This is a genomic window from Serratia sp. PAMC26656, from assembly GCF_016469055.2.
GTDB classification, from domain to species: domain Bacteria; phylum Pseudomonadota; class Gammaproteobacteria; order Enterobacterales; family Enterobacteriaceae; genus Serratia; species Serratia plymuthica.
Genome location: NZ_CP150486.1, coordinates 4,451,511 through 4,470,675, shown reverse-complemented (window position 1 = coordinate 4,470,675; position 19,165 = coordinate 4,451,511). Strand labels below are relative to the sequence as shown.

Annotated in this window: 17 protein-coding genes; 15 read left to right on the top strand and 2 right to left on the bottom strand. The window is 54.7% G+C overall.

What is annotated here, in order from left to right; genetic code table 11:
- Nucleotides 1-18: 18 nt before the first annotated feature.
- Together glnD and map are read right to left on the bottom strand one after the other, a co-directional pair.
- Nucleotides 19-2,697 carry a bifunctional uridylyltransferase/uridylyl-removing protein GlnD gene (gene glnD, locus JEM67_RS22105; protein ID WP_199637679.1) on the bottom strand — a complete coding sequence of 893 codons (2,679 nt, stop codon included), beginning with the start codon at nt 2,695-2,697 and terminating at the stop codon, nt 19-21.
- A 72-nt stretch (nt 2,698-2,769) separates the two neighbouring features.
- A complete protein-coding gene (map, locus tag JEM67_RS22100; protein WP_199637677.1) occupies nt 2,770-3,564 on the bottom strand; it encodes a type I methionyl aminopeptidase in 795 nt (264 codons plus the stop codon).
- A 356-nt stretch (nt 3,565-3,920) separates the two neighbouring features.
- Here map and rpsB point away from each other — a divergent pair, with 356 nt between their 5' ends.
- From rpsB to rnhB, 15 genes are all read left to right on the top strand, one after another.
- The gene (gene rpsB / locus JEM67_RS22095) at nt 3,921-4,646 is read left to right on the top strand and encodes a 30S ribosomal protein S2 (RefSeq protein WP_004952226.1); all 726 of its coding nucleotides are present in this window, start codon (nt 3,921-3,923) and stop codon (nt 4,644-4,646) included.
- Between the two features lie 128 nt (nt 4,647-4,774).
- Nucleotides 4,775-5,626 (top strand): translation elongation factor Ts, encoded by an 852-nt coding sequence (tsf, locus tag JEM67_RS22090; RefSeq protein WP_199637675.1) that lies wholly within the window; start codon nt 4,775-4,777, stop codon nt 5,624-5,626.
- Between the two features lie 149 nt (nt 5,627-5,775).
- Nucleotides 5,776-6,501 (top strand): UMP kinase, encoded by a 726-nt coding sequence (gene pyrH / locus JEM67_RS22085; protein ID WP_004952223.1) that lies wholly within the window; start codon nt 5,776-5,778, stop codon nt 6,499-6,501.
- Between the two features lie 122 nt (nt 6,502-6,623).
- Complete coding sequence (frr, locus tag JEM67_RS22080; protein ID WP_041416326.1) at nt 6,624-7,181, top strand: ribosome recycling factor; 558 nt, start codon at nt 6,624-6,626, stop codon at nt 7,179-7,181.
- A 157-nt stretch (nt 7,182-7,338) separates the two neighbouring features.
- On the top strand, nt 7,339-8,535 hold the full coding sequence (gene ispC / locus JEM67_RS22075; RefSeq protein ID WP_199637673.1) for a 1-deoxy-D-xylulose-5-phosphate reductoisomerase: 1,197 nt from the start codon (nt 7,339-7,341) through the stop codon (nt 8,533-8,535).
- 278 nt (nt 8,536-8,813) lie between these two features.
- Entirely contained in the window at nt 8,814-9,572 is a 759-nt protein-coding gene (gene ispU, locus JEM67_RS22070; RefSeq protein WP_013814267.1) for a (2E,6E)-farnesyl-diphosphate-specific ditrans,polycis-undecaprenyl-diphosphate synthase, read from the top strand.
- A gap of 9 nt (nt 9,573-9,581) precedes the next feature.
- A complete protein-coding gene (gene cdsA / locus JEM67_RS22065) occupies nt 9,582-10,430 on the top strand; it encodes a phosphatidate cytidylyltransferase (RefSeq protein ID WP_004952216.1) in 849 nt (282 codons plus the stop codon).
- Between the two features lie 28 nt (nt 10,431-10,458).
- Nucleotides 10,459-11,814 (top strand): sigma E protease regulator RseP, encoded by a 1,356-nt coding sequence (gene rseP / locus JEM67_RS22060; protein WP_004952215.1) that lies wholly within the window; start codon nt 10,459-10,461, stop codon nt 11,812-11,814.
- A gap of 35 nt (nt 11,815-11,849) precedes the next feature.
- Complete coding sequence (gene bamA / locus JEM67_RS22055; RefSeq protein WP_199637671.1) at nt 11,850-14,252, top strand: outer membrane protein assembly factor BamA; 2,403 nt, start codon at nt 11,850-11,852, stop codon at nt 14,250-14,252.
- A 159-nt stretch (nt 14,253-14,411) separates the two neighbouring features.
- Nucleotides 14,412-14,909, top strand: coding sequence for a molecular chaperone Skp (gene skp, locus JEM67_RS22050; protein ID WP_004952213.1), 498 nt, complete (start codon nt 14,412-14,414; stop codon nt 14,907-14,909).
- A gap of 3 nt (nt 14,910-14,912) precedes the next feature.
- A complete protein-coding gene (gene lpxD / locus JEM67_RS22045) occupies nt 14,913-15,935 on the top strand; it encodes a UDP-3-O-(3-hydroxymyristoyl)glucosamine N-acyltransferase (protein ID WP_199637670.1) in 1,023 nt (340 codons plus the stop codon).
- 160 nt (nt 15,936-16,095) lie between these two features.
- The gene (gene fabZ, locus JEM67_RS22040) at nt 16,096-16,551 is read left to right on the top strand and encodes a 3-hydroxyacyl-ACP dehydratase FabZ (protein ID WP_006327526.1); all 456 of its coding nucleotides are present in this window, start codon (nt 16,096-16,098) and stop codon (nt 16,549-16,551) included.
- A 3-nt stretch (nt 16,552-16,554) separates the two neighbouring features.
- Nucleotides 16,555-17,343: an acyl-ACP--UDP-N-acetylglucosamine O-acyltransferase gene (gene lpxA / locus JEM67_RS22035; RefSeq protein ID WP_199637668.1), complete on the top strand. Its 789-nt coding sequence runs from the start codon at nt 16,555-16,557 to the stop codon at nt 17,341-17,343.
- Between the two features lie 3 nt (nt 17,344-17,346).
- Entirely contained in the window at nt 17,347-18,495 is a 1,149-nt protein-coding gene (gene lpxB / locus JEM67_RS22030; protein ID WP_199637666.1) for a lipid-A-disaccharide synthase, read from the top strand.
- Nucleotides 18,492-19,085, top strand: coding sequence for a ribonuclease HII (gene rnhB, locus JEM67_RS22025; RefSeq protein ID WP_013814263.1), 594 nt, complete (start codon nt 18,492-18,494; stop codon nt 19,083-19,085). Before lpxB ends, rnhB begins: the two co-directional genes overlap by 4 nt.
- Nucleotides 19,086-19,165 lie beyond the last annotated feature (80 nt).

Below are 19,165 nucleotides of genomic sequence, written 5' to 3'. Positions count from 1 at the left end.
ACGAAAAGGTAACTTGTATCACATTTTATCGTTTGGATTGAGGGCCTCTGTCAACCGTTGTTCCAACTTTCTGCGCGTTTCCGAATTCAGTGCGCGCCGATCGCTGTCTGCCAGAATAAATAAGTCCTCAACTCGCTCGCCAATGGTGGAAATTCGCGCGCCGTGCAGCGACAGGCCGAGATCGGCGAACACTTCGCCCACTCGCGCCAGCAACCCGGGTTGATCAAGGGCGGTCAGCTCCAGATAGCTGCGGCGATCGGTATGGGTCGGCAGGAAGTTGACTTCGGTCGGCACACTGAAATGGCGCAGCTTGGAGGATGGCCTGCGTACGCGCGGCGGCTGATATTCCCGCAGGGTGATGGTTTGCACCAGCGCATGGCGGATCGCCGTATGGCGGTCCTGAGCCAGCGGGCTGCCGTCCGGCTCCAACACAATGAAGGTATCCATCGCCATGCCGTCGCGATTGGTGAAAATCTGTGCGTCGTGCACGCTCAGGTTACGGCGATCCATCTCGCCGGCCACGGCGGCAAACAGGTAAGGGCGGTCCGGGCTCCAGATGAAGATTTCGGTGCCGCCGCGTGTCGCCTGGCGGCTGACCAGCACCAGTGGTTTGGTGGAGTCATGGGCCAGCAGATGGCGGGCGTGCCAGGCCAGTTGATTGGGCGAATGGCGCAGGAAGTAGTCGGCCCGGCAGCGGCTCCAGATGCGGTGCAACGCCTCTTCGTCGATATTGTCCATGCGCAGCAGCGCCAGCGCCTGCAGGCGGTGGTGGCGTACGCGTTCGCGCAAGTCCGGGCTGTTTTGCATGCCGCGGCGCAACTGCTTTTCCGTCGCAAAGTACAGCTCACGCAACAGGCTCTGTTTCCAGCTGTTCCACAGCGTTTCGTTGGTGGCGCAGATATCCGCCACCGTCAGACAAACCAGATAGCGCAGGCGCGTTTCGCTCTGCACTTCAGCGCTGAATTGCTGGATAACCGTGGGGTCCTGGATATCGCGGCGCTGGGCGGTCACCGACATCAGCAGATGGCAGCGTACCAGCCAGGCCACCAGTTGGGCCTCGCGAGAATTCAGACCGTGCAGTTCGGCGAACTCCAGCGCATCCTGTGCGCCGAGGATTGAGTGGTCACCGCCGCGACCTTTGGCGATATCGTGGAACAGCGCCGCCAGCAGCAGAAGTTCTGGGTTCGGCAAGCGCGGATAGAGCTCCACACACAGCGGATGGCGTGGCCGCGTTTCTGCATCGGCGAAACTTTCCAACTTCTGCAGAACCCGAACGGTGTGTTCGTCGACAGTATAGGCGTGGAACAGATCGAACTGCATCTGCCCGACGATCTTGCCCCACTGCGGCATATAGGCCCACAGCACGCTGTGGCGATGCATCGGCACCAGCGCGCGCGACACTGCGCCAGGGTGGCGTAAAATAGCCATAAACAGATCGCGTGCTTCCGGAATGTTGCACAGCGGTTGTTTCAGATGGCGGCGTGCGTGGCGCAATTGGCGCACGGTGGTGGAGTAAATGCCTTTGATTTCGCGGTTGCGTACCATCAGGTAAAACATCCGCATGATGGCTTCCGGCTGGCGGATGAACAGCGTTTCGTCACGCAGGTCTATCAGATCGCCGCGCAGCTGGAAATCCTCGTTCAGCGGGCGCGGTTTTTCCGTGGCGTCCAGCGCCAGTATCGCTTCGTCGAACAGTTGGAGCAGCATATGATTCAGTTCGCCGACGCGGCGCGTCATGCGGTAGAAATCCTTCATCATGTGTTCAACCGGTTCGTTACCTTCCCCCTCATAACGCAGCAATTGCGCCACATTGAGTTGGCGATCGAACAGGAGCCGGTTGTCGTAACGCGGTAGCACCAGATGCAGTGCGAAGCGGATACGCCACAGGAAGCTCTGGCATTCATTGAGCTCGTTGCGTTCGGCTTGGGTGAGAAAGCCGAAACCGACCATTTCGTCCAGCGAGGTGGCGCCGAAGTGACGGCGCGCTACCCACAGCAAGGTGTGAATATCTCTCAGGCCGCCGGGGCTGCTCTTGATGTCAGGTTCCAGGTTGTAGCTGGTGCCATGGTAACGCTGGTGGCGTTCCTGCTGCTCAGCCACCTTGGCGTGGAAAAATTGGGGGGAGGGCCAGAAGCCGTCGCTGAAGATGTGTTTTTGCATCTGCAGGAACAGCGCGACGTCGCCGCAGATCATGCGCGATTCAATCAGGTTGGTGGCCACGGTCAGGTCCGCCAGCCCTTCAAGCAGGCACTCTTCCAGCGTGCGCACGCTGTGGCCCACTTCCAGTTTCAGATCCCACAGCAGGGTGATAAATTCCCCCACGCGCTGCGACTGCTGTTCGCTCAGGCGGCGCTGGCTGAGCACCAGCACGTCAATATCCGACAGCGGGTGAAGTTCGCCGCGGCCATAGCCGCCTACCGCCACCAGGGCGGTTTCCGGGATATCCTCGAAACCGTAAAAGATCCACAGACGACGCAGCAGGCGATCGATAAAGTCGCTGCGGGCCGCGACCAGGCTTTCGGCGCTGGAGCCGGCGTTGAACGCTGCCGCCAGCCACAGCTGAAACTGTTCAAGACGCAGTTTCAGCGCAACGCAATTAATCTCTTCATCGCCATAGGCGTTGGGATACTCAGGCTGCTTCGGCACGGCCTGTTGCTCAATGACCGAGTTGCTTTGTTCGCGAAAATTTTCAGACATAATACGCAGCCCATAAAAAAAGCCGGCATAAGCCGGCCTGTGACAAGAAACAACGGTGTGTGACCGCGTTTCTTACTGTTCGTGCGTAATGATGTTGGGGATGGTGTCATCCTTGCGCAACGTCATTATCTCGCAGCCGTTATCTGTGACCACAATAGTATGCTCATACTGCGCCGACAAGCTGCGATCTTTAGTTTTTACCGTCCAGCCGTCTTTCATGGTGCGGATGCGGTAGTCACCGGCATTGACCATCGGCTCTATGGTGAACGCCATGCCGGCCTGCAGTACCACGCCGCCGTCGTCGGCGTCATAGTGCAGCACCTGCGGTTCTTCGTGGAACACTTCGCCGATGCCATGACCGCAGTATTCACGCACTACGGAAAACTTCTCGGCTTCCACGAACTTCTGGATCTCTTTGCCCAGGGTGCGCAGGCGGATGCCCGGTTTCACCATTTTCAGCGCCAGATACAGGCTTTCCTGGGTAACGCGACACAGCCGCTCGCCCAGAATGGTCGGCTTGCCGACAATGAACATCTTGGAGGTATCGCCGTGGAATCCGTCTTTAATGACGGTCACGTCGATATTGACGATGTCGCCGTCCTTCAACACTTTGTCATCGTTCGGGATGCCGTGGCACACCACTTCGTTTACCGAGATGCACACGGATTTCGGGAAACCGTGGTAGCCGAGGCAGGCGGAGATGGCCTGTTGTTCGTTGGTAATGTACTCGTGACAGATACGGTCCAGTTCACCGGTGGTCACGCCAGGTTTGACGTGCGGCTCGATGATTTCCAGCACTTCAGCGGCCAAGCGGCCCGCCACGCGCATTTTTTGGATGTCATCAGATGTTTTAATTGAGATTGCCATGAAATTCGTCCGCAGGTGTCGTGCTCGCCGACAACAGAAAGAAATAAGAAGCAGTCTCTTATGGTATCAGCCCGGCCAGAAGCTGCCAAATTTCATTTGTCGGCGCCCCGGTAAACGCAACAAAAGTTGGTGTCGGTGGCGGGTTTATGGTATAAAGCGCGCCGGCGATCCGTAAGTTGATCTTGTGTCGATAACGGAAATAGCCGAAGTACTTTAAACTGCACTCACATTGTGTAAATAACACACACGTATCGACACATACACCGGGGTGCTCTGAGGTGATTTATCATCGTCGGGGTCGGCGTTATGGGATACGTGGAGGCATAACCCCAACTAATCTATATAGAGGTTTAATCATGGCAACTGTTTCCATGCGCGACATGCTCCAGGCCGGTGTACACTTTGGTCACCAGACCCGTTACTGGAACCCGAAAATGAAGCCTTTCATCTTCGGCGCACGTAACAAGGTTCACATCATCAACCTGGAAAAAACCGTACCAATGGCCAACGCAGCACTGGCTGAACTGACCAAGATCTCTTCCCGTAAAGGCAAGATCCTGTTCGTTGGTACCAAGCGCGCAGCAAGCGAAGCGGTAAAAGAATATGCTAACAACTGCGATCAGTTCTTCGTGAACCATCGCTGGTTGGGCGGCATGCTGACTAACTGGAAAACCGTTCGTCAGTCAATCAAGCGTTTGAAAGATCTGGAAATCCAGTCTCAAGATGGCACCTTTGACAAGCTGACCAAGAAAGAGGCGCTGATGCGTACTCGCGAACTGGCCAAGCTGGAAAACTCTCTGGGTGGTATCAAGGACATGGGTGGTCTGCCTGACGCTCTGTTCGTAATCGATGCAGATCACGAACACATCGCGATCAAAGAAGCCAACAACCTGGGTATCCCGGTATTCTCTATCGTTGATACCAACTCCGATCCAGACGGCGTTGACTTCATCATCCCTGGTAACGACGATGCAATCCGTGCAATCAAATTGTACCTGACTGCCGTTGCTGCCGCCGTCCGTGAAGGTCGTTCTCAAGATCTGGCCGTTCAGGCGGAAGAAAGCTTCGTAGAAGCTGAATAATAAGGCAAGCTCGTCACTGAGCCCTTATTAACCAGGTATTGAATATGTTGGTTAGAGGGGCCTAAATAGGCCCCTTTTGCTTATCTGAATGAGAACTATCTCCGTGCGAGATAACCGAGGAAAAAGAAATGGCTGATATTACCGCTGCCCTGGTAAAAGAACTGCGTGAGCGTACTGGCGCCGGCATGATGGATTGTAAAAAAGCGCTGGTCGAGTCTAACGGCGACATCGAACTGGCAATCGAAAACATGCGTAAATCTGGTGCGATCAAAGCGGCGAAAAAAGCAGGCAACGTAGCTGCTGACGGCGTGATCAAAACCAAGATCGAAGGCAACTACGGCGTGATCGTAGAAGTTAACTGCCAGACTGACTTTGTTGCTAAAGATGCCGGTTTCCAGGCGTTCGCTGACAAAGTGCTGGATGCTGCTGTTGCAGGCAAAATCACTGATGTTGACGTATTGAAAGCACAGTTCGAAGAAGAACGTGTAGCGCTGGTTGCAAAAATCGGTGAGAACATCAACATCCGTCGCGTTGCTTCCCTGGAAGGCGAAGTGTTGGGTAGCTACCTGCACGGCGCGCGTATCGGTGTTCTGATTGCCGCTACAGGCGCTGACGAAGAACTGGTTAAGCAAATTGCCATGCACGTTGCGGCCAGCAAGCCTGAATTCGTGAAGCCTGAAGATGTGTCTGCTGAAGTGGTAGAAAAAGAGTACCAGGTTCAGTTGGACATCGCCATGCAGTCTGGCAAGCCGAAAGAAATCGCAGAGAAAATGGTTGAAGGCCGCATGAAGAAATTCACCGGCGAAGTTTCTCTGACCGGTCAGCCTTTCGTTATCGAGCCAAGCAAGACTGTTGGCCAAGTGCTGAAAGAGCACAACGCTGACGTTGTTAACTTCATCCGCTTCGAAGTGGGCGAAGGCATCGAGAAAGTTGAAAATGACTTTGCTGCTGAAGTTGCAGCAATGAGCAAACAGTCTTAATGATTGTTAATGGAGCCGCCGTCTGGCGGTTCCATTTTATCCAGCCAGAATTAACACCGGTGGCAAGCCCTGTGGCACTATACTCAGCACAGGCGCGCTTCATCGGCTGAAATCCCCAATACTAATACTGCTTCTTAGGACAGAACACCATGGCAACCAATGCAAAACCCGTATATCAGCGTATTCTGCTCAAACTGAGTGGCGAAGCCCTGCAAGGTGCAGAAGGTTTTGGTATCGACGCCAGCGTTTTGGATCGCATGGCTCAGGAAGTTAAAGAGCTGGTCGAACTGGGAATTCAGGTCGGTGTAGTGATTGGCGGCGGTAACCTGTTCCGCGGCGCGGGTCTGGCTCAGGCCGGAATGAACCGCGTAGTGGGCGACCACATGGGAATGCTGGCTACTGTGATGAACGGCCTGGCTATGCGTGATGCACTGCACCGTGCCTATGTGAACGCCCGCCTGATGTCTGCTATTCCGTTGAACGGCGTGTGTGACAACTACAGCTGGGCCGAGGCCATCAGCCTGCTGCGTAATAACCGCGTGGTGATCTTCTCTGCCGGTACCGGCAACCCGTTCTTCACCACCGATTCGGCAGCTTGCCTGCGCGGGATCGAAATTGAAGCCGACGTGGTACTGAAAGCGACCAAAGTGGATGGCGTATACTCCGCCGATCCGGTTAAAAACCCGGATGCAACGCTGTACGAACATATAACCTATCAAGACGTGCTTGAGCGCGAGCTGAAAGTGATGGACCTGGCTGCGTTTACGCTGGCCCGCGATCACGGTCTGCCGATCCGCGTATTCAACATGAACAAACCGGGCGCGTTGCGCCGCGTGGTGATGGGTGAAAACGAAGGTACGCTGATCAGCAAATAAAGCTGTTCTGCCAAATTTAACGGGAGCGGTAACGCTGTGCGTTGAGCGCTTTCCTCAAGTAAAATTCACGGGCTATACTGATGTATAGCCTGCCAAGTAACCCGTTTCTAAAGGTTCGCAACGTGATTAATGAAATCAGAAAAGATGCTGATTCACGCATGGAAAAAAGCGTAGAAGCATTCAAAACCCAAATCAGCAAAATCCGTACCGGCCGTGCTTCTCCAAGCATCCTGGACGGCATCATGGTGGAATACTATGGTTCTGCTACGCCGCTGCGTCAGCTGGCTAACGTGACCGTAGAAGACTCCCGCACCTTGGCCATCAACTTGTTTGATCGTTCCCTGGGTTCAGCGGTAGAAAAAGCCATCATGTCTTCAGACCTCGGCCTGAACCCAAGTTCAGCAGGCAGCGTGATCCGCGTTCCGCTTCCTCCTCTGACTGAAGAGCGCCGTAAAGATCTGATCAAAGTAGTGCGCAACGAAGCCGAGCAGGGCCGTGTGGCCGTGCGTAACGTTCGCCGCGACGCCAACGACAAAGTGAAAGCGCTGCTGAAAGACAAAGAAATCAGCGAAGACGAAGATCGTCGTTCACAGGATGACGTGCAAAAACTGACCGATGCTTACATCAAACTTCTGGATGCCGCTTTGGCGGATAAAGAAAAAGAGCTGATGGATTTCTAATCAGCATCGCGCAGAAAAAAAGCGTCGCCTGGGCGGCGCTTTGTTTTTTGTGGCGCAGATCCCGTTTCATCGTACTGATTGATCATGGACAAGCGGTGGCCAAGGTTACACACTGGAACACCTCCGATCTCATCAGACAGTTATTCAGAGCGAACTCATGAAGCAACTGACTATTCTTGGTTCCACCGGCTCAGTGGGAACCAGCACCCTGGCCGTGGTCAGGGAAAATCCCGACCGTTTTGCGATTAAAGCGCTGGTTGCCGGCCGCAATGTAGCGGTGATGGCGCAACAGTGTATGGAGTTTCGCCCGGCTTATGCTGCGATGGCGGACGAAGGCGCGGCGCGCGAATTGCGCGACGTACTGGCGGAAAACGACATTGACACTGAGGTAATGGCGGGCGAACAGGCTGCCTGTGAGTTGGCGGCGCTGGATGATGTCGATCAGGTCACTGCGGCTATTGTCGGCGCTGCCGGGCTGTTGCCGACGCTGGCGGCGATCCGCGCCGGCAAACAGGTCTTGTTGGCGAACAAAGAGTCGCTGGTGACCTGTGGCCGTCTATTTATGGATGCCGTGCAAAAGAGCCAGGCGCAGTTATTGCCACTGGACAGCGAACACAACGCGATTTTTCAGAGTTTGCCTGAAAGCATTCAGCGTCAGTTGGGATACTCTTCATTAGTCGATCATGGTGTTTCGCGTATTGTGCTTACCGGTTCTGGCGGCCCGTTCCGTTCGACGCCGCTGGAGCAGTTTGCCACAATGACGCCGGACCAGGCCTGCGCCCATCCTAATTGGTCTATGGGGCGCAAGATCTCGGTGGATTCCGCCACCATGATGAACAAAGGACTGGAATATATTGAGGCCCGTTGGCTGTTCAACGCTTCGGCCGAACAAATGGAAGTGATTCTGCACCCGCAGTCGGTGATCCACTCAATGGTGCGCTATGCTGATGGCAGTGTGCTGGCCCAGTTGGGCACGCCGGATATGCGTACGCCAATCGCCCATGCGATGGCTTACCCGCAGCGGGTCAGCTCTGGTGTGGAAGCGCTGGATTTCTGCCGTATCGGTTCGTTGACCTTTGCCGAACCTGAACGGGAGCGTTACCCTTGCCTGTATCTGGCGATTGACGCCTTTGATGCCGGCCAGGCGGCAACCACCGCGCTGAATGCGGCTAACGAAGTGGCCGTTGCGGCCTTCCTGCAAGAGCAGATTCGCTTTACCGACATCGCGACAGTGAACCAAAAAGTGGTCGAACGGCTGTCTTTGCAGGAACCGTCCTGCATTGATGCGGTCTTAGAAATAGATCGCCAGGCCCGTGAAGTTGCCGTTGGGTTAGTGAAGTCACTGCGTGGTTGATAGCGGCTATTATCCTATTTTGTTCGTAAATTACGCGTGCCGCAGTGGGGCCGTTTGTTCATGCCCGGCTGAGGTGGTATAGTCTGCGCCACCTGTCAGCGGTTATACCGTTGAATTATGGCCTGATTGGCATCTTGGATGTCGATAGCGCCCCGGATATGACCGGGTGTGCGGGGGCAGACTGAAAAGCCGTGTCGGGCACACGGCTTTTTTTGCGCGTAAGGGCCTGATGTTCCGGAAGGGCAGTTGTATTTCTATTGAGGAAATAAGTACGAGTTATGTCGTCCGCAAATCAACAAGAGGCTAATCCGTCCGTCTTTGGGCCACGACATGTCGCCATTATTATGGACGGCAACGGGCGCTGGGCTAAACGTCAGGGCAAGTTACGTGTCTTCGGTCATAAAGCAGGGGTGAAATCGGTACGTCGTGCGGTCAGTTTTGCCGCCAACAACCATTTAGATGCACTCACGCTTTATGCCTTCAGCAGCGAGAACTGGAATCGCCCGGTACAGGAAGTCTCCGCACTAATGGAGCTCTTTGTCCGTGCCTTGGACAGCGAAGTAAAAAGCCTGCATAAACATAACGTCAGACTGCGGGTGATCGGCGACATCAGCCGTTTCAGCACGCGTTTGCAGGAGCGGATCCGTCGCTCCGAGCAACTGACAGAAAATAACGATGGCCTGACGCTCAACATTGCCGCCAACTACGGTGGCCGTTGGGATATCATTCAGGGAGTAAGGGAGCTGGCTGAGCAGGTGCAGGGTGGTTTGCTGCGTCCGGATCAAATCAGCGAAGAGTTATTGGGCGAGCGGGTCTGCATGAACGATTTGGCGCCGGTGGATCTGGTTATCCGCACCGGCGGTGAACACCGCATCAGTAACTTCTTGCTGTGGCAAATTGCTTATGCCGAACTTTACTTTACTGATGTACTCTGGCCTGATTTTGATGAACTTGTCTTTGAAGGTGCGCTGAATGCATTTGCACAACGTGAGCGCCGCTTCGGGGGAACAACACCTAACGGCGCCGATGCGTCCTAGGGGGAACTTTTGCTGAAGTATCGCCTCATAACTGCTCTGATCTTGATTCCGATTGTTATCGCGGCGCTGTTTTTGCTGCCGCCGGTGGGCTTTGCCCTGGTAACGCTCGTTGTGTGCATGTTAGCTGCCTGGGAGTGGGGCCAACTGGCCGGTTTTACTTCCCGCTCGCAGCGCATCTGGTTGGCGATACTGTGTGGTTTCCTGCTGGCGCTGATGATGCTCAGTGTTCCTGCCTATCACCAGTCGGTCCATTTGCCTCAGGTGGGCGGGCCGCTGTGGCTGTCACTGGCCTGGTGGCTGGCGGCACTGTTGCTTGTGCTGTTTTATCCCGGTTCAGCCGCGCTGTGGCGTAACTCACGCCCAATTCGCCTGCTCTTTGGCCTGCTGACCATTGTGCCGTTCTTCTGGGGTATGCTGGCGTTGCGTCAATTCGGCTACGAACAAAACCACTTCACCGGCGCCTGGTGGCTGCTGTACGTGATGCTGCTGGTTTGGGGGGCGGACTCCGGCGCTTACATGTTCGGCAAGTTGTTTGGCAAGCACAAGCTGGCACCGAAGGTGTCTCCAGGAAAAACCTGGGAAGGATTAATCGGCGGTCTGGTGACCTCGGCGCTGATATCCTGGCTGTTCGGCCGTTACGCACCGTTGAACGTGGTGCCGGCAACCTTACTGATTTGTTCGGTGATCGCCGCGCTGGCCTCTGTGCTGGGCGACCTTACCGAGAGCATGTTCAAACGCGAAGCGGGTATCAAAGACAGTGGTCATCTGATACCGGGTCATGGCGGCATACTGGATCGTATCGACAGCCTGACCGCAGCAGTGCCTGTATTTGCCTGCCTGATGCTGTTAGTGTTTTAATCCGTCAACGGCGGGGAGTGAAGGGATTATGGTTAGCGTGCTCTGGAACTTAGTCGCATTTCTTGTTGCGCTCGGTGTTTTAATCACCGTGCATGAGTTCGGGCACTTTTGGGTCGCCCGTCGCTGCGGCGTCCGTGTAGAACGCTTTTCCATCGGTTTTGGCCGCGCATTATGGCGCCGTACAGACCGCCAGGGCACCGAGTACGTGATCGCCCTGATCCCGCTGGGCGGTTATGTGAAGATGCTGGATGAACGGGTTGATTCGGTTGCGCCGGAACTCCGTCATCAGGCGTTTAACAATAAAACCGTATGGCAGCGCGCAGCGATTATCAGCGCCGGCCCCATCGCCAACTTTCTGTTTGCTATCCTTGCTTATTGGCTGGTGTTCATTATCGGTGTGCCCAGTTTCCGTCCGGTGATTGGTGAAATATCCCCACAATCGATTGCCGCACAGGCCGAAATTTCGCCCGGAATGGAACTAAAGTCCGTTGATGGTATCGAAACGCCTGATTGGGAGTCAGTTCGTCTGGCTCTGGTGGCGAAGATTGGCGACGCGGAAACCGAAGTGGGTATCGCTCCGTTTGGTTCTTCGCAGGTAGTGACTAAAACTCTGGATTTACGCCAGTGGAATTTTGAGCCGGACAAGCAAGATCCCGTGGTAGCGCTGGGTATTATTCCGCGCGGTCCGCAGATAGAATCGGTTCTTGCCGAAGTGCAGCCGGATTCGGCGGCGCAAAAGGCGGGTTTGCAAGCGGGGGACAGGATCGTTAAAGTCGATGGTCAGCTGTTGGGCCGTTGGCAAACGTTGGTCAAGCGGATCCACGATGGTCCTGGGCAACCGCTGGTTTTAGAGATTGAAAGAAACGGCGCCCCCTTGTCTTTGACGCTGATACCGGATACAAAGCCGGTGGGAAAAGACAAAAGCGTGGGGTTTGCGGGCATCATTCCGAAAGTGCTGCCGCTGCCGGACGAGTATAAGACGATTCGTCAGTATGGACCTTTCCCGGCGCTGTATCAGGCCGGGGACAAGACCTGGCAGCTTATGCGGCTTACGGTCAACATGCTGGGTAAATTAATAACCGGTGATGTAAAGCTGAATAACCTGAGTGGCCCGATTTCGATTGCACAGGGAGCAGGGGCATCAGCTGGGGTTGGGTTTGTGTATTATCTGATGTTTCTCGCGTTGATTAGTGTCAACCTGGGTATCATCAACCTGTTCCCATTACCGGTGTTAGATGGTGGGCATCTCCTCTTCCTGGCGATAGAAAAGCTGAAGGGTGGGCCGGTTTCCGAGCGAGTACAGGACTACAGTTACCGCATTGGTTCGATCGTGTTGGTGCTTTTAATGGGTCTTGCACTTTTCAATGATTTTTCTCGTCTCTAGGGGCGAGAATAGGTTAGGAAGAACGCATAACAACGATGGCGATGAAAAAGTTGCTCATAGCGTCGCTGCTGTTTGGCAGCGCCACCGTATACGGTGCAGACGGGTTCGTAGTGAAAGATATTCATTTCGAAGGCCTGCAGCGAGTCGCCGTCGGTGCGGCGTTACTCAACATGCCGGTTCGCGTAGGCGATACCGTCACTGACGATGATATCAGTAATACCATCCGTGCCTTGTTTGCCACTGGCAACTTCGAGGACGTTCGCGTGCTGCGCGATGGTAATACGCTGATCGTTCAGGTTAAGGAACGTCCTACCATTGCCAGCATCACTTTCTCCGGCAACAAGTCGGTGAAGGATGACATGCTCAAGCAAAACCTGGAGGCCTCTGGCGTTCGGGTTGGCGAGGCGCTCGACCGCACCACGATTTCCAGCATTGAAAAAGGGTTGGAAGACTTCTACTACAGCGTCGGTAAATACAGTGCCTCGGTGAAAGCCGTAGTCACGCCATTGCCGCGTAACCGTGTCGACCTGAAACTGGTGTTCACGGAAGGGGTTTCCGCCAAGATTCAACAAATCAACATTGTTGGCAACCATGCCTTCACTAACGATGAGCTGATTTCACGTTTCCAACTGCGTGATGAAGTGCCGTGGTGGAACGTGGTTGGCGACCGCAAATACCAGAAGCAAAAGCTGGCGGGCGATCTTGAAACCCTGCGCAGTTTCTATCTGGACCGCGGCTACGCACGCTTCAATATCGATTCGACTCAGGTCAGCCTGACGCCGGATAAAAAAGGCATCTACATCACCGTCAACATCACCGAAGGTGAGCAGTACAAGCTCAGCGGCGTGATGGTGAACGGCAATCTGGCCGGGCACTCGGCGGAAGTCGCGCAGTTGACCAAAGTCGAACCGGGTGAACTGTATAACGGCAGTAAAGTGACCAAGATGGAAGACAACGTCAAAACGATGTTGGGCCGTTATGGTTATGCTTATCCGCGAGTATCCACTCAGCCTGAAATCAACGACGCGGATAAAACCGTCAAGTTGCACGTGAATATCGATGCGGGCAACCGCTTCTACGTGCGCCGCATCAAGTTTGAAGGCAACGACACCAGCAAAGACTCCGTACTGCGCCGCGAAATGCGTCAGATGGAAGGTGCTTGGCTGGGCAACGCTCAGGTTGAGCAGGGTAAAGAACGTCTGAACCGTTTGGGCTATTTTGAAACGGTCGATGTGGAAACCCAGCGCGTGCCAGGTACCGCCGATCAGGTTGACGTCACCTACAAGGTGAAAGAGCGCAACACGGGTACCTTCAACTTCGGCGTCGGTTACGGCACCGAGAGCGGCGTCAGTTTCCAGGCGGGCGTCCAGCAGGACAACTGGCTGGGTACCGGCTACTCCGTCGGCATCAGCGGCACCAAGAACGATTACCAGACTTATACCGAGCTGTCGGTAACCAACCCGTACTTCACTGTTGACGGTGTTAGTTTGGGTGGCCGTATCTTCTACAACGACTTTAAAGCCGATGACGCGGACCTGTCCGACTATACCAACAAGAGTTACGGTATTGACGGCACCCTGGGCTTCCCGATCAACGAAAACAACTCGTTGCGTACCGGCCTGGGTTATGTCCACAACGGCCTGTCGAACATGCAGCCGCAAATTGCTATGTGGCGTTATCTCGACTCGATGGGTCTGAACCCGAACACCAACGATCGTGCCAGTTACTCTGCCGATGACTTCACGCTGAATCTGGGTTGGACCTATAACAACCTTGACCGTGGTTATTTCCCAACCTCGGGTAACCGCACCACGCTGAATGGTAAAGTCACCATTCCGGGCTCGGATAACGAATACTACAAGATGACGCTGGATAGCGTGCAATACGTGCCGATCAACGACGACCGTACCTGGGTGCTGTTGGGGCGTGGCCGTCTGGGTTATGCCGATGGTCTGGGCGGTAAAGAGATGCCGTTCTACGAGAACTTCTATGCCGGCGGCTCAAGCACAGTTCGTGGTTTCGGGTCTAATACCATTGGTCCGAAAGCGGTGTACTACAACTCCAGTTCGTACAACTGCTCCAACAGTACCAAGATTTGTAATTCGGATGATGCAGTGGGTGGTAACGCCATGGCAGTTGCCAGTATGGAGCTGATCACGCCAACGCCATTTATCAGCGAAAAATACGCCAACTCAGTGCGTACCTCGTTGTTCATGGATGCAGGTACCGTGTGGGATACCAACTGGGATAACAGCAAGACGCAAGGCTTCGACATTCCAGACTACAGTAAAGCGAGCAATATCCGCGTTTCTGCCGGTATTGCCTTGCAATGGATGTCACCGCTGGGCCCGTTGGTGTTCTCTTATGCCAATCCGCTCAAGAAATACGAAGGCGACAAGTCCGAACAGTTCCAGTTTAACATTGGCAAGACCTGGTAACAGGTCCAGCTTCTGGGTATAGCAGTTATTAAGAATCGCAAATGCCAGATGCTCGTAAGAACACAGAGAGATGATTCTCATTGTTTCACGGGGTAAGTCTGGCAGATTGTGTACTTCAAGTGTCATATGACACAAATGGGTGATGGTAAGGAGTTTATAGTGAAAAAGTGGTTGTGTGCCGCAGGCCTCGGTTTAGCAATGGCTGCTTCAGCTGGCGTTCAGGCAGCAGATAATATCGCTGTAGTTAACGTCTCCAGCATTTTCCAACAGTTGCCAGCGCGTGAAACCGTGGCTAAACAGCTGGAAAACGAGTTCAAAGGCCGTGCGGGCGAACTTCAGAACATGGAGCGTAGCCTTCAGACCAAAATGCAACGTTTGCAGCGTGATGGCGCTACCATGAAAGCCAGCGATCGCAGCAAATTGGAAAAAGACGTGATGGCTCAGCGCGAGCAGTTCTCTCAGAAAGCGCAGGCTTTTGAGCAGGATAACCGTCGCCGTCAGATGGAAGAGCGTAACAAAATCCTGAGCCGTATTCAGGACGCTGTGAAATCTGTTGCCAGCAAAGAAGGCTACGACGTAGTTATCGATGCTAACGCCGTTGCTTACGCAGGTTCTTCTAAAGACATTACTGCTGACGTGCTGAAACAGGTTAAATAAGACATGCTTTCAATTCGACTGGCTGATTTAGCGCAGCAGTTGGATGCACAATTGCACGGTGATGGCGATCTCGTCATCACCGGCATTGCTTCTATGCATTCGGCACAGGCTGGCCAAATCACGTTTTTGTCAAACAGCCGCTATCAAGAGCAGCTGGCCTCCTGCCTGGCAAGCGCAGTGGTGCTTACCGAGGCGGATTTACCACACTGCCGTTCTGCGGCGTTGGTGGTTAAAAACCCTTACCTGACTTACGCGCGCATGGCGCAACTGATGGACACCACGCCGGCTCCTGCTCAGGATATCGCCCCAAGCGCGGTTATCTCACCTGAAGCCACTCTGGGGCAGCATATTGCCATCGGGGCAAATGCGGTGATCGAGTCAGGTGCAGTACTCGGCGATAACGTGGTTATCGGTCCGGGTTGCTTTATCGGCAAACGCGCACGCATTGGCGCAGGTACGCGCCTGTGGGCGAACGTAACGATTTATCATGAAGTCGAGATCGGCCAACATTGCCTGATCCAATCAGGAACTGTGATTGGCGCTGATGGTTTCGGCTATGCCAACGAACGCGGCAACTGGATTAAAATTCCCCAGTTGGGCACGGTGATTATCGGCGATCGCGTCGAGATCGGCGCTTGCACCACCATTGACCGCGGCGCGTTGGATAACACCCAAATCGGGAATGGTGTTATCATCGACAACCAATGCCAGATTGCACATAACGTTGTGATTGGCGACAATACTGCCGTTGCCGGTGGTGTGATTATGGCGGGCAGCCTGAAAATCGGCCGCTATTGCCAGATCGGCGGAGCCAGTGTGATCAACGGTCACATGGAGATCGCCGACAAGGTTGTTGTCACTGGAATGGGAATGGTTATGCGACCAATCACCGAACCTGGGGTATACTCTTCGGGCATTCCGTTACAACCCAACAAAGTTTGGCGTAAAACCGCTGCGTTGGTGATGAATATCGATGAGATTAGCAAGCGCTTAAAAGCTGTCGAACGAAAAGTCGGAAAAGACTAATCACTGCCGCCCGCCTCGCTGGGTACAAAACGAAACGCGTTGGTCATAAGACCAAAAGCGCAAAGAGTTGTTAATTTGCGGCCTGCATGATGATCTCCTTTTGGGGTCAGCGCAGGCCGTGTTGTTGATGCCATCAGTTTTTAGAGACAGGAAGAGTATTTTGACTACTGACACTCATACTCTGGATATTGCAGAAATTTTGGAGTTGCTTCCTCACCGTTACCCGTTCTTGCTGGTTGATCGCGTCCTTGAGTTTGAGGAGCACAAATTCCTGCGTGCGGTGAAGAACGTATCTGTAAATGAGCCGTTTTTCCAGGGGCACTTCCCTGGTAAGCCGATTTTTCCAGGCGTATTGATTCTGGAAGCAATGGCGCAGGCTACCGGTATTCTGGCGTTTAAAAGCGTCGGCAAACTGGAGCCGGGCGAATTGTATTACTTTGCCGGTATCGACGAAGCCCGTTTCAAACGACCGGTAGTGCCAGGCGATCAGATGATCATGGAAGTCACCTTTGAGAAAACTCGTCGTGGTCTGACGCGCTTCAAAGGCGTAGCGACCGTTGACGGCAAAATTGTTTGCGAAGCAACCATGATGTGCGCGCGCAGCCGGGAGTCTTAATCCGTGATTGACAAAACCGCCTTTATCCATCCAAGCGCGATTATCGAAGAAGGCGCCGTTATCGGCGCTGGCGCGCACATCGGTCCCTTCTGTTACGTCGGCTCCCAGGTGGAAATCGGCGCTGGCACGGTACTGAAATCCCACGTTGTGGTGAATGGTGTGACCAAAATCGGCCGTGACAATCAGATCTATCAATTTGCCTCTATCGGCGAAGCGAATCAGGATCTGAAATACGCGGGTGAACCGACACGTGTCGAGATTGGCGATCGCAACCGCATCCGCGAAAGCGTCACCGTTCATCGCGGCACGGTGCAGGGTACCAGCCTGACCAAGATCGGCGACGACAACCTGTTTATGGTGAATGCGCACATTGCCCATGACTGTATCGTCGGCAATCACTGTATCTTCGCCAACAACGCGACGCTGGGCGGCCACGTTGAGGTTGATGATTATGCGATCATTGGCGGCATGACGGCGGTGCATCAGTTCTGTGTGATTGGTGCTCACGTTATGGTTGGCGGCTGCTCTGGCGTTGCTCAAGACGTGCCACCTTTTGTCATCGCGCAGGGTAACCACGCCACGCCATTCGGTATCAATATCGAAGGGTTGAAGCGTCGTGGTTTTGATAAAGAGGCGCTGCATGCCATCCGCAACGCCTACAAACTGCTTTATCGCAGCGGTAAAACGCTGGACGAAGCCAAGCCTGAAATCGAAGCCCTGGCCAAAGAGCAGCCGGTAGTGCAGCAGTTCCTCGATTTCTTTGGCCGTTCAACCCGCGGTATTATTCGCTGACCTATGCAAAATCGTCCATTGACTATCGGATTGGTCGCCGGAGAAACTTCCGGTGATATTCTTGGCGCCGGTTTAATCCGAGCTCTCAAGACGCAGATCCCCGACGCGCGTTTTATTGGCGTCGCCGGCCCGCTGATGCAGGCTGAAGGCTGCGAAACCTGGTACGAAATGGAAGAGCTGGCGGTAATGGGCGTGGTGGAAGTGCTTGAGCGCTTGCCACGCCTGTTGAAGATCCGCAAGGATCTTACCCGCCGGTTCAGTGAATTGAAGCCGGACGTGTTTGTCGGCATCGATGCGCCCGACTTCAATATCACGCTGGAAGGCCGTCTCAAGCAGCGCGGCATCCGCACTATCCACTATGTCAGCCCGTCGGTCTGGGCCTGGCGTCAGAAGCGCGTTTTCAAAATTGGCAAAGCCACCGATCTGGTGTTGGCGTTTCTCCCTTTCGAAAAAGCGTTTTACGATCGTTTCAACGTTCCCTGTCGGTTTATTGGCCACACCATGGCCGATGCCATGCCGCTGCAGCCGGACAAACTGGCCGCGCGCGCTACGCTGGGTATAGCCCCGGATGCACGCTGCCTTGCCTTGTTGCCTGGCAGCCGTGGTGCGGAGGTCGAGATGCTGAGCGCTGACTTCCTGAAGACCGCCCAACTGCTTCGCACCCGTTATCCTGAGCTTGAAGTAGTCGTGCCGCTGGTTAACGCCAAACGGCGTGAACAGTTCGAGCGTATTAAGGCTGAGGTGGCACCGGAACTGACCGTTCACCTGTTGAACGGCCAGGGACGTGAGGCAATGATCGCCAGCGATGCGGCACTGCTGGCCTCGGGCACCGCAGCGCTGGAGTGTATGCTGGCCAAATGCCCGATGGTGGTGGGTTACCGCATGAAGCCGTTTACCTTCTGGTTGGCGCAGCGGTTGGTGAAGACGCCGTATGTCTCACTGCCTAACCTGCTGGCCGGGCGTGAAATCGTCACCGAACTGTTGCAGCACGACTGTGTGCCGGACGAACTGGCGGCGGCCCTGATGCCGTTGCTGGAAGACAGCCCGCAGACCGAAGATCTGAAACAGACTTTCCTTACCTTGCACCAAAGCATCCGTTGCGGTGCTGATGAACAGGCCGCTCAGGCTGTGTTGGAGCTGGCAAAAGCATGATTGAACCCTTTATCTATCCCGCCGCCACGTTGATTGCCGGTGTGGACGAGGTCGGCCGTGGCCCCTTGGTGGGCGCAGTAGTGACCGCCGCAGTGATCCTCGATCCCACTCGGCCGATTATTGGCCTGGCAGACTCGAAAAAACTCAGTGAAAAACGCCGTCTGGCGCTGTATGACGAAATCGTGGAGAAGGCCTTGTCCTGGAGCCTGGGGCGTGCCGAGCCGGACGAGATCGATCGGTTGAACATCTTGCACGCCACCATGTTGGCCATGCAGCGTGCGGTTGCCGGATTGCATATCGCGCCGGACATGGTATTAATCGACGGTAACCGTTGCCCGAAATTGCCAATGCGCTCGCAGGCGGTGGTGAAGGGTGATAGCCGCGTGGCTGAAATCAGCGCCGCCTCCATCCTGGCGAAGGTGACGCGCGATCGCGAAATGACCGAATTGGATCGCGAGTTCCCGGATTACGGTTTCGCGCAACATAAAGGCTATCCGACCGCCTTCCACTTGGAGCGCTTGGCCGTGCTGGGTGCGACCGAACATCATCGCCGCAGCTTTGCCCCGGTAAGAAGGGCGCTGGAGTTGTAATCTGCCGGCCTGGGTATCCGGGCTGGGCGCGCGATAGCGTTAACCCGGGTTCAGCGTGCTGAGCCCCCTAGTTTCAGGTA